Source organism: Bradyrhizobium zhengyangense (assembly GCF_022012435.1).
Lineage (GTDB): Bacteria > Pseudomonadota > Alphaproteobacteria > Rhizobiales > Xanthobacteraceae > Bradyrhizobium > Bradyrhizobium zhengyangense.
This window is the reverse complement of sequence record NZ_JAKLUA010000053.1, coordinates 1-11,309: the sequence shown is the minus strand read 5'-3', so window position 1 is coordinate 11,309 and position 11,309 is coordinate 1. Positions and strand designations below refer to the sequence as shown.

The window sequence follows — 11,309 nt, the reverse complement described above, 5'->3', positions numbered from 1 at the left end:
TTGGCGTGACCGGAACAAGCAAGCCAATCAGGCTGCCTGAGTGACCGCTACGCGGTCCTCACCGGATGCTTACGAAGTAACCAGCACAGTTGACGATTAGGAGCCGGGCGATCCTTGGATGGCCACCCATCGTAGCCGGCGTGATGCGGATGAATGCCGCCCAGTTGTCAGCGCTTCTGGCCGGCATGGATTGGACACGCATGCACGCGCCTCGAATCCCGCAACCGAAAGCGCTTGCGTAAAAATACAAATCTTCGCTGCATCACGGCGCGAAGCATGGCAAGCTCGGGCCAATGAGTGATTTGCCCGATGAGCTGCCGAGCGATCCAGCCGAGTTGCGTGTCTTTGCCGCGGCTCTGCTGGATCGCTGCGCCAGGCTCGAGCGGTTACTCAAGCTTGAGAAAGATGCGCAGTTCGGTCGATCCTCGGAAAAGCTCGACGCTGATCAGCTACAGCTTGTTCTGGAGGACATCGAAGGAGCCGTCGCAGCTCTCGAAGGCACCGAGGATCGCGCCAATCCCAGAATTTGCGAGAAGAGGACGGCCGAGCGCAGAACCAACCGTGGTCAGCTGCCGGAGCATTTGCCGCGCATCATGGAAACCCTGATGCCGGCCGAGACCTGTTGCCCGTCTTGTGCGGGCGACCTCTTTGAGATTGGTCGGGATGAGAGCCAGAGGCTTGACGTCGTTCCGGCGCAGTATCGCGTCATCGTCACCCGCCGGCCCAAGCTCGCCTGCCGCGCCTGTCATGGCGTCGTCCTCCAGCATGCTGCTCCCGAGCGACTGATCAGGGGAGGATTGCCCACCGAGCGGCTGGTCGCGCATGTGATCGACGCGAAGTATCATTGGCATTTGCCGCTTTACCGCCAGGCGCAGATGCTGGCGACGCACGGAATAGCGCTGGACCGTTCCACGCTCGCCTTCTGGGTCGGCTATGCCGCCCAGGAACTGAAGCCGTTGTGGCATCGGCTGCGCCAGCTTCTGCTCGCCTCCTCGAAGCTCTGCGTCGATGAGACCCCGGCGCCGGTGTTGGACCCGGGCCGCGACAGAACGAAAACCGGCTACTTCTGGGCGCTGTCGCGCGACGACAGGCCCTGGGCCGGGCCTGATCCACCTGGAGTGGTCTATGCCTATGCACCGGGCCGCGGCGCCGTTCATGGCTTGCGGCTGCTTGAGGGCTATCGCGGCATCATCCATTGCGACGGCTATCAGGCCTACAAGACCATGACCCGAGAGACGCGTGCGGATGCCCTGTCCGGGACGCTCGCCTTCTGCTGGTCGCATCTGCGGCGGCAGTTTGTGAAGATCGAACGGGAGGTGGCGCCAGCGCCAGCTCCGGTTGCCCGCGAGGCTCTGGAGCGTATCGCCCAGCTTTATGCGGTCGAGAAGGCTCTCCGCGGCCGATCTGCGGACGAGCGCCACGCCGGCAGGCAGGCGCATGCCAGGCCTCTGGCTGCAGCCTTGAAGCAGTGGTTTGAGGCCAAGCTTGATCACCTTGCACAGAAGAGCGACACGGCGAAGGCTTTGCGCTATGCGCTGCGGCATTGGAACGGCCTGACGCTGTACCTTGATGACGGGCGCATCGAGATGGATACCAATGCGGTCGAGCGAGCGATGCGGCCGATCAAGCTCAACGCCAAGAACTCCCTTTTTGCCGGCTGCGACGAGGGCGCCGAGAATTGGGCATTGCTGGCTTCGCTCATTGAGACCTGCAAGCTCAATGGCGTCAGTGCCGAGCACTGGCTTGCTGACGTTCTCGCCAAGCTCGTCAATGGCTGGGCTGCGGCGCGACTGGACGAACTGCTTCCCTGGGCATCGACCTACACGATGCATGCGCTCGATCCGAGACTGGCAGCATGAGCCTTAACACGACCGCCGTCCGGATCAGGGTAACCCTCAAGGACGTGAAACCGGAGGTGATGCGGTGTCTTGTCGTACCCATCACCCTGCGCCTTGATCGGCTGCATCTGACGCTTCAGGCGGCGTTTGGCTGGACGAATAGCCATCTCTTCGAGTTCCTGGCCGGCGACGGCCGTTGGGGTATCCCTGATCCCGATGGAGATTTTGACCCTCAGCCCATCGATGCCCGCAAGACGCGGCTCTCCAATATCGTTCAAGAGACCGGCGCCAAGACTATCCATTATCTCTACGACTTCGGCGACAGCTGGGATCACGTGATCAAGATTGAAAAGTGGTTCGACAACACGACAACGGAGGGACTTCCCCTCTTGCTCGAGGCCGCCGGTCGTTGTCCTCCGGAAGATGTCGGCGGTGCGTCAGGCTATGCCGAATACCTAGACGCCATCAGCGACCCCACCCATCCGGAGCACGAACAAATGCGCCTCTGGGGCCCCGAGCAGTTCGATCCCAACGTCGTCGACCGGAAGGCGCTCAAGGCCGCCGTCAATGCATTGTCGGAAATATGGAAGCCTCGGCGACGCACCACGCGCTCAAAATAGCCGTCAAGCGCCGTTCAAAGGGGCCGCAGAGCTACGCTTACCCTTGAACTGGCGGTTGACGTGATCCAGCGGGCATGGCGCGGCCTTGTCGCTGATCGTGGTCTTGACGGATTTGCCGCGGACAACCCCTTGCAAACCCATATCCCGCATCAATCGCGACACTGTGCAACGGGCAACGTCAAAACCTTCGCGCTTGAGCTGCCACCAGACCTTGCGCACGCCGTAGACGGAGAAGTTCTGATCGAACACCCGCCGGACCTCGATCTTGAGCTTGGCATCCTGCCTGGCGCGCGCCGACAGCTTAGCCGGATCGCGCCTCTTGGCGGCATGGGCGTGGTAGGTCGAGGGGGCGATCCGCAGGACCTTGCAGATCGGCTCGACCCCATGCGCCCCACGATGATCGTCGATGAAGGCGATCATGGCTTGGACCGGCGATCGAGCTCCGCCATCGCAAAATAGGCGCTAGCCTTGCGCAGTATCTCGTTGGCCTGCCGAAGCTCGCGGTTCCCCCGTTCCAGCGCCTTCAGCTTCTCGGCCGTGTCGGTTGGAACGCCGGCGCGCTGTCCGCTGTCGATCTCCGCTTTCTTGACCCAGTCATGCAGGGTCTGCGGCGTGCAGCCGATCTTGGCCGCGATCGAGGTCACTGCCGCCCAGCGCGAAGGGTGCTCGCTCGCGTGATCCAGAACCATCCGAACCGCTCGGGCCCGGACCTCGGGGAAAAACTTGTTCGTCGTCTTGCTTGTCATGGCTCCATCCTCTCAGGAGTTGGAGCCTCCGGCAAACCCGGGGCGGTTCAAGCTGATGATACGGATACTCTTGATTGGCTATTGCTTTGGTACTCGACGAACTACCTGGTAGACGTCGAGAACGCGATCATCGTCGACGTCGAGGCAACGACGGCAATCCGGCAGGCGGAGGTGTTGGCTGCCAAGCGCATGATTGAGCGCTCGCTTGAACGGTTCGACCTTTACCCCACCCGGCTCCTCGGCGACCGCGGCTATGGCTCGGCCGAGATGCTCGGCTGGTTGGCTTACGAGCACGGGATCGAGCCGCACGTGACCGTATCCGACCAAAACGAAGAGCCTCGTTTCGATGACGTCGAGTTCTAGGCGATGGGGCCTGCTCGTATCATTGCCACTTGGCAGGTTTGCCGGCATTGAAATCATTGCTCTTTCGCTTTCGCGTTAGCCGAAAGAGAAAAACTGTTCCTTCGGACAATCGCTCGATCAGCCGTCCGCATCGACGTGATGACTGCAACGGCAAGGCGCGTCGTCTCAAAGCTTTGAGTCAGGACTCTCGATCAAGCCCGCGTCCTTGGCTCGAGGAGCAGGCGCGCAGCCCCGTTGGCATCCTTTTTCGTACGTATTGATCTAGATCAACGAGACTGTCGGCAGCTTTGCCGATTGTCATCGATATTTTGCTCAATAAGGTGCATCAATTGCAGACGTTCCGAGAACTTCTGGAAGAAAGAGCCCTGCATCGGCCACACGATCTCGCCTATGCATTTCTCGTCGGGACCACTCCAACTAACCAATGGAGCTACGCTGAGCTCAATCGCCAGGCCGCGCGAGTGGGTAGACAGTTGAAGGCGCTTGATGCCGGCGGCGCGCGCGCACTCCTGGTCTATCCTCCTGGTGGGGATTTCCTGTCTTCGTTTCTAGCATGCCTTTGCAGAAACGTTGTTGCCATCCCCGTTCCCGCGCCAGAAGCTTGGAATCTGCGACGATCAATTCCGCGCCTAAGGGCGATTGCCGAGGACGCACAGGCCAGAATTGTTCTTACGACTCGCAAGACCGAGGCCCTTTGGGCTGGGGCTGATAATCTGTCTTGGGATTTCAAGAAGATTCCGTGGGTGACCACTGACAACTGCATCGATCAATCATCCCATGATCTGGGTGACGAGCTGATCGATCCTGACTTGCCTGCCTATCTGCAGTATACCTCGGGCTCTACTTCGGCTCCTTCTGGAGTAGCAGTCAGCCACAGGAATCTGATGCATCATCTGAAGGTGCTGCATTATACTTGCGGTTACGGAAGAGGTGCGACCGTTACGTGGATGCCACACTTCCATGACTATGGACTTGTCCAGGGTCTTCTGCAGCCACTCTATAGCGGCGATCCGTGCTATTTCATGTCACCGCTTTCATTCCTCAAGCGCCCTTCGAATTGGCTGGCGGCGATTACCAATTATCGCGCAACCCATTCCCAAGGGCCGAATTTTGCCTACAGCCATTGTCTTCGGCGGATTCGCGATGATGAGCTTTCTGCTCTCGATCTCACAAGTTGGAACTCCGCAGGAAACGCGGCTGAGCCAATAAATCCCCAAGTGATCGACGACTTCGCTGGCAGGTTCAAGGCCGCCGGATTTCGGAGGGAGTCGTTTGCGCCTGCTTACGGCTTAGCTGAAGCGACGCTTCTGGTCTCGTCGACCCAGGGCTGTTCAGGGCCGGAAATCCTAGAGCTTGATGCAGACGCTTTGTGGCGCGGGCAGGTTACTGTCTCCAGTCGCCCCGCAGGCAACACGCGAAGATTGGTGAGCTGTGGTCAGTTGGTCAGAGAGACCCGAGTTTCCATAGTCCATCCTGAAACTAGAGCCAAATGTTCGGAAAACGAGGTAGGAGAGATCTGGGTATCCAGTAAGTCTGTGGCGGCTGGCTATTGGAACGACCAACCTCGGACGACGGCCATCTTTGGTGCGCATCTGATCGACGGGAGCGGTCCCTGGTTGCGAACTGGCGATCTGGGCTTCCTACGCGACGGTCATCTCTTCGTTTGTGGACGCTTGAAGGATCTCATCATCATTCGTGGCTCGAACTATGCCCCTCAAGATATCGAGTGGGCCGCGCAGCGAAGTCATCCGCTCGTGGAATTCGGCGAGGGTGCGGCCTTTTCCTTGACGGTTGACGATGAAGAGCGTCTCGCTATTTTTCAAGAACTTAACGGGAAGGAGTTTCCGCCGGGCATTTCGCCAATTGATGTCGCGGTCAACATCCGAGAAAGCATCGCACTAGAGTTTGAAATCAGAGCATATGCTGTAATTCTCGCAAAAAGGGGAACCACTCCCAAAACCTCAAGCGGGAAAATACAGCGCGGCACTTGCCGCATGGGCCTTCTTAACGGATCACTCGCCCGGTTGTTCATACTAAGCGAAGGCCCTCTGCCAAAGGTGGACAACAATGCCCCGGTTTGAAACGTCAGCTCGTCGACGTCTTGCCGAGTTCGCGGAAGACCTGCTCAAGGACCCCAGGGATGCCGAAAACCCTCTGTCCTTCGCGTACGCATCGAAAATCGACGAAAGCGAGCGTTTCCCTAAAGAGGCGATTGCATGGCTCTATGAACAGGGCTTCGGCCGCCAATTCGTTCCAGAACAGCTCGGCGGTTCATTCAAGTCATTTCCAGTACTCGCCGAGTTGATCAGAACTCTTTCACGGCGCGACCTTACCTCCTCGATTTCATTTTCAACTCTATTCTGGTCGTTCCTCACCTGGATCGCGGGCACTGACGAGCAGAAGCGTTGGCTTGCTGATTACATCATGCGTCAAAACGGAGCGATGTGTCTTGCTTACTCCGAGAAGCACCATGGGAGCGATCTGTTGGCCAGCGAGACCTCGGCAAGCCGGATCCCAGGTGGTTTCGAAATCACCGGCGAGAAGTGGCCAATCAACCGTGCGACAATCGGAGAACTTTGCTTTCTTTTGGCGACCACAGATCCATCTGCAGGACCCCGTGGTCTGTCACTATTCATGATCGATAAGCGCCGACTCAACGCAAAGGAATTCTCAAATTTACCCAAAGTTCCGACGCTTGGCATTCGCGGCTCCGATATCAGTGGCCTGAGATTCGAAAGGTGCCGCATCGATGCCGACAACCTGCTCGGCGAGATCGGCATGGGGCTAGAGATCGGGTTGAAGGGGTTCCAGATTACGCGAGCGTTATGCGCAGCCTTCTCGCTCGGTGCGGGCGACACCGCGCTGAGAACAACGGTTGAATTCGCACTGGGCCGACGACTCTACAATGAGCGGGTCGTTGATATGCCGCATGCCTCGCTTGTCCTGACCAATGCTTTCTTAGACTTGCTCATTTGCGACTGCGTAGCTGTATCATGTCTTCGCGCCTTCCATTTGGTCCCGGAGCAGGCCAGCATATGGTCGGCAGTTGCAAAATATTTCGTACCGACAACAATCGAGAGAATGATTGGAGATCTTTCTGTAATTCTGAGCGCGCGATACTACATGCGTGAGGAGCATGAGTGGGGCGTTTTTCAAAGGATACAGCGTGACTGTTCAATCGTGTCCGTCTTCGACGGAAATACCGTGGTCAATCTTCACAATATTATACTACAACTGCGAACGCTCGCCAGACGGCGCCAAAAAGGGGCTGACGATCTAGACGTACTCAAACGCGTCTTTGATTACCATGGACCACTTCCGCGTTTCGAGCCCGGCCGCCTAAGCCTAGTGAGTACCAAGGGAAACAGTGCGCTGGACTGCATCGAGACCACATTGCAGCACTTAGAGATGACAGGCGATGCAGGCATCGATCACAAGGAACTAAACCGGATCCGATCGATAGCGAACGTGCTGCGGGAAGAAATCGAAGAATATCAGGCGGAATTTTCTCAATCTGAGTTCGAGCACGGACATCTCCAGTCTGCCAAGGCGTTTCAGAGCGCAAAACGATACTGTGAGCTTCATGCAGCCGCAGCCTGCTTGCACACCTGGGTATGGCAAACCGGAACGGATAGGTCGTTCTTTTCCGAAGGCAGGTGGCTAGTCCCAGCACTGGCAAGAATTCTTTCCGCTCACTTGGGTCAGTCGGAAATCAATACTGCGCAGGAGCCGGACGCGAGCCTGCTCGCGGAGCTCTTGAGACGCCATAGAGAGAAAGAGGCGTTTTCGATTTCTGCTTCCGCGCTGGCATAAACGTCGAGGGACTCAAATGGCAGGGTTCAAGAATCAGGCAGCGCTTCGAGGTTGGATGATCGATCGATTGTGTAGCGCATTAAATATTGAGCCGACGGATGTAGATCCAGACGAACCGTTCTCCCGATATGCCTTGGACTCGGTCGATGCAGTCACACTCGTTATGGAGCTTGAGGAGGCGCTTGGCATTGAGTTGCCTCCGACGTTATTGTGGGACTATCCAACGGTAAACCGGTGCGTGGCATTCTTGTCTGTGAACCTACCTCAATAGTCCGTTCAAGATTTTCCAGTTAAACTCCGCGAGGGTTGTCCACCTCCCGACTGGGCGGAAACATCCTCGCAGGGACCCCGACGGCCGTATACCCTTCAGGAACATCAGCGATGACCAAAGAATTGGCTCCAATAACAGCTCGGTCACCTATTTTGACTTGCCCGATCACACTTGCACCGCAGGAGATCGTGACGTGATCTCCAATAATAGCGGCTCCCGGTCGAAACCCGGCACCTATTGTGCAAGAATGAAAAATCGCGCAGTCCGCGCCGATTTTAGTGCCTCGCTGAATGTGGATCGGGCCCTGATGAGGAATAAGGGTGCCGGGGCCGATTTGGGCGTCGACATCTATCTCTATGTTCGTGATCATCTTCATGAGCTTCCGCACAACATTTAGGACGACGCCTAGAGGAGCAAATATCAGTCGAGGGCGTTTTGCTCGAACGACTCTTTGAAGTCGATGCATTGCAAGAGCCCAAAACCCTTCCGACCCCCAGCCGCTATATCCGTGCGCCTTGAAGCGCGCCAAGTCGGCTCGGCACGCTCTCCATTGGTTGTCGCCGGCCCAAGCCTTAACGGTGGTTCCATCATATTTTTTCATAGGATTTCCGAAGGCAATCCCTGTGCGGCTGCCGTTGATCGCCAAGCATTTTTCAGGTCACCTTTCCATTTTCTTTCAGGTGACCATCCCATTTATTGACCTAGATCAATTACGTGTGTTCACCTCTGCAATCAACTGTTGCGGGCCGGACGAAAAGGAGCGCACAAGTGAAAAGCTCAACTGGTCTCTCCCGCGGACGGCAATTCGCGCAGCCGCATCTGCCCGTGCACAAGCTGTTGGCCGAGGTGGAAGCGCTCAGGATGCGCATCCGCTTACTTGAGGCGGCAAAATCGAACGGGCATACTATCGCGACGCGACCGAAGGACGGCTCGACTGTCTGTAGAAAAAAGCACCAGCGGCATCAAAGCCGCTCAACCTCGTAGACGCGGGTCAGCGCGCCGATTTGCACGTTGGTCAACGAACGCGATACGAGTGTCAAACGCCTTCCGGAACTGCCCCCTTTGCGTTATGAAGAGCTGCCCCCACCATCGGGATTATGATCTCGGTTGAAGGTTGTTTCCGCCGGTGACGGGCCGTAGGGAGGCGGAGCCGACCGCAGGGCCGTCACCGGCGGTCGGCGTCTTGATGAGGCCGCTTTTGCGCTTGGCCCGGAGCCGGTAGCTGTCGCCGCGGATCATCAGCACGTGGCTGTGATGCAGGAGCCGGTCGAGGATCGCGGTGGCGACCACGGATCAGCGCGTGCCATTGATCGACGGGAAGCTGGCTGGTGACGATGGTGGAGCGGTGGCCGTAGCGGTCCTCGAGGATCTCCAGGAGGTCGTGGCGGGCCGCGGCGTCGAGCGGTTCGCGGCCCCAGTCGTCGAGGATGAGGAGATCGACGCGGCCGAGCGCGCGCAGCAGGCGGGGGTGGCGGCCGTCACCGCGCGCCAAGGCCAGATCGCTGAACAGTCGCGGGACGCGCTGATAGAGCACGGAGCGATTGTCGCGGCAGGCTTTGTTGCCGAGCGCCGAGGCGAGCCAGCTCTTGCCGACGCCGGACGGGCCACAGATCAAAAGATTGGCGTGGTCGGCGATCCATTGGCCTTCGACCAGCATCGTCAAGAGGCTGCGGTCGAGGCCGCGCGGAGTGCGGTAGTCGATGTCCTCGACGCAGGCATGCTGGCGCAGCTTGGCATATTGAAGCCGCTTCGACAGTCGCTTGTCGCGTCGCAGCGAGGCTTCGCGTTCGAGCAGCAGCGCAAGCCATTCGGCGTGGCCGAGGCTTGCGGCCTCGCCGCCGGCTTCGATGTCGGCAAAGCCCTGGCCATGCCGTGAGGGCCGAGCTGATGGAGCTGATCGAGGGTCGGATGGGTGAGCAAGGCGTGATCTCCTAATTGTAGTAGCGCGGCCCGCGGATGTTGGGATGGAGGATCGGCGCGTCGTCCGCGGAGCGCTTGGGTGAAGGACGCCGATCAAGATTGTTGGCGAGGATCGATTTGACCGAACCGTAAGTGCGCGCGCCGATATCGATCGCCCGCATGGCGGCGGCATCGAGCCGCTCTTGCCCGTAGGAGCGGGCCAGTCGGATAATGCCGAGGCAGGCGCGGAAGCCCTGCTCGGGGTGTGTGCGTTCATCCAGGATCAGATCGCACAGCGCCGCGGTGGCCGGCCCGATCGTGGCCGCATCCTTGCGGATGCGCTCGATGGTCTAGAGCAGATTCTGATCAGACACGATCATAACCTGCCGCGGCGAAGAAGTTCAGGCACTCTTGGGCGGTGAAGGCGGCCAGGGCGAGGGCGATCGCGTTGTCCAAAGCCTCGATCGATCTGGCTGCGGCCTTTCGAAGGGCAGCTTTGAGCTTTGCGAATGCCATTTCGATCGGATTGAGGTCGGGCGAATAAGGCGGCAGATAGCGGAGCTGGGCGCCCGCCGCGTCGATTGCGATGCCGACCTCGGCCCGCTTGTGTGCTGCGAGATTGTCCATCACCACGATGTCGCCAGGCCTGAGTGTCGGCACGAGGACTTGCGTCACGTAGGCCTCGAACGCCGGACCATCCATGGGGCCGTCAAGGACCATCGGTGCGGTCATCCCGGTCGCTCTGAGAGCGCCGACGAAGGTCGTCGTCTTCCAATGCCCATGCGGCAGCGCTGCAACACAGCGCTGGCCGTACGGCGAACGGCCATAGCGACGGGCCATCTTGGTCGAGGCTCCCGTCTCGTCGATGAACACCAACCGATGGATGCCGATCTCAGGCTGAGATGCCTTCCACGCCGCGCGTTCAGCGGCCACGTCCGGCCGATCCTGCTCGCTGGCGTGCGACGTTTTTTTTGAACGTGATGTTGCGACGATCGAAGAATCGCCAGACCACGCTCGGGACGAAACGCTCGCCGTGGACTTTGAGGAGATGGTCTGCGATCTCGGCCAGCGTCATGTCAGGCGTAGCCTTGACCAGGGAGAGGATCTCCGCAGCGTGCCCCTCGATCCGAGCTGAACGCCGGTCTCCGCCCTGCGCTCCCGCCTCACAGGCGCCGGTGCTTCGCCACTCGCTAACCAGTTCAATCGCTGTCGATGGCGCTACGCCGAACCGGCCGGCGGCGCCCCGACAGCTCATGCCTTCATCCTCCACAGCCCGAATAATGCGAAGGCGAAGGTCCGGCGAGAGCGGTTTAGCCATGGGGGCTGGCCTCCATCACCAGCCCTCAGGGTGAATCACAATTTGCTTCCGAAGGGAATCCCTTCCGATTCCGTCAGGTTGGAAAATGCTCTAGCCGGCATAGCGCCGATGACTGGAGGCCATGTGCTCCGGTACGGTTGTGTGCTTGTGGTTACCGCTCACGCGTTGATGCGCAGCGAGAGAGTTTCGCTGGGCTCGTGACGTAGGGAGGGCGTAGCCCGACCGGAGTTACGAGCCCAGCGTCGGTGCGATCCGCAAGGGACCGCGCCGACTGGTGATCGCGGCCGGCGGGGTTATGCAAGTGGTTCTTCCGCCAAGAGGAATCACTCGCGTGCCCGGCCGACACATCACAGATCACCAGATGAGGCTCTACATGAAGTACCGTCAGACCGATAGCCCGCCAGTGGCGGCGGCTAAGGCGTCATTCAGTGCGTCGACCGC

General features: G+C 59.1%; 8 protein-coding genes, 4 pseudogenes and 1 other annotated feature. Of the genes and pseudogenes, 7 read left to right on the top strand and 5 right to left on the bottom strand.

What is annotated here, in order from left to right; all coding sequences use genetic code 11:
* The first annotated feature begins 293 nt into the window (after positions 1-293).
* Positions 294-1,859 carry an IS66 family transposase gene (tnpC, locus tag L6637_RS41790; protein ID WP_237874395.1) on the top strand — a complete coding sequence of 522 codons (1,566 nt, stop codon included), beginning with the start codon at positions 294-296 and terminating at the stop codon, positions 1,857-1,859.
* Positions 1,856-2,458: a plasmid pRiA4b ORF-3 family protein gene (locus L6637_RS41785; RefSeq protein WP_237874393.1), complete on the top strand. Its 603-nt coding sequence runs from the start codon at positions 1,856-1,858 to the stop codon at positions 2,456-2,458. Before tnpC ends, L6637_RS41785 begins: the two co-directional genes overlap by 4 nt.
* A gap of 42 nt (positions 2,459-2,500) precedes the next feature.
* Here L6637_RS41785 and L6637_RS41780 read toward each other — a convergent pair.
* A pseudogene (locus L6637_RS41780) lies at positions 2,501-3,204 on the bottom strand (IS3 family transposase); the annotation flags it as partial.
* Positions 2,804-2,920 (bottom strand) — a sequence feature (AL1L pseudoknot). It overlaps the preceding pseudogene by 117 nt.
* 90 nt (positions 3,205-3,294) lie before the next feature.
* Between L6637_RS41780 and L6637_RS41775 the strand changes: the two are divergent.
* The 4 genes and pseudogenes from L6637_RS41775 to L6637_RS43000 form a co-directional block, all read left to right on the top strand.
* Positions 3,295-3,534, top strand: a pseudogene (locus L6637_RS41775) (transposase); the annotation flags it as partial.
* 320 nt (positions 3,535-3,854) lie between these two features.
* Positions 3,855-5,648, top strand: coding sequence for a fatty acyl-AMP ligase (locus L6637_RS41770; protein WP_237874391.1), 1,794 nt, complete (start codon positions 3,855-3,857; stop codon positions 5,646-5,648).
* Positions 5,635-7,380, top strand: coding sequence for an acyl-CoA dehydrogenase family protein (locus L6637_RS41765; RefSeq protein WP_237874389.1), 1,746 nt, complete (start codon positions 5,635-5,637; stop codon positions 7,378-7,380). Before L6637_RS41770 ends, L6637_RS41765 begins: the two co-directional genes overlap by 14 nt.
* A 16-nt stretch (positions 7,381-7,396) precedes the next feature.
* Positions 7,397-7,651 (top strand): acyl carrier protein, encoded by a 255-nt coding sequence (locus tag L6637_RS43000; protein WP_377803225.1) that lies wholly within the window; start codon positions 7,397-7,399, stop codon positions 7,649-7,651.
* A gap of 19 nt (positions 7,652-7,670) precedes the next feature.
* On the opposite strand, the gene L6637_RS42995 is transcribed toward L6637_RS43000, so the two are convergent.
* Positions 7,671-7,820: a hypothetical protein gene (locus tag L6637_RS42995; protein WP_377803226.1), complete on the bottom strand. Its 150-nt coding sequence runs from the start codon at positions 7,818-7,820 to the stop codon at positions 7,671-7,673.
* A gap of 24 nt (positions 7,821-7,844) precedes the next feature.
* Here L6637_RS42995 and L6637_RS41760 point away from each other — a divergent pair, with 24 nt between their 5' ends.
* On the top strand, positions 7,845-8,048 hold the full coding sequence (locus L6637_RS41760) for a hypothetical protein (protein WP_237874388.1): 204 nt from the start codon (positions 7,845-7,847) through the stop codon (positions 8,046-8,048).
* A 797-nt stretch (positions 8,049-8,845) separates the two neighbouring features.
* Here L6637_RS41760 and istB read toward each other — a convergent pair.
* The 3 genes and pseudogenes from istB to L6637_RS41745 form a co-directional block, all read right to left on the bottom strand.
* A pseudogene (gene istB / locus L6637_RS41755) lies at positions 8,846-9,571 on the bottom strand (IS21-like element helper ATPase IstB); the annotation flags it as partial.
* 11 nt (positions 9,572-9,582) lie between these two features.
* Positions 9,583-9,900 (bottom strand): annotated as a pseudogene (locus L6637_RS41750) (IS21 family transposase); the annotation flags it as partial.
* Positions 9,901-9,916: 16 nt separating this feature from the next.
* Positions 9,917-10,868, bottom strand: a protein-coding gene (locus L6637_RS41745; protein ID WP_237874387.1) for an IS630 family transposase whose coding sequence is annotated in 2 segments (ribosomal slippage) — positions 9,917-10,529 and positions 10,528-10,868 — 954 coding nt in all. Because the reading frame shifts where the segments join, the coding sequence is not laid out codon by codon here.
* Positions 10,869-11,309 lie beyond the last annotated feature (441 nt).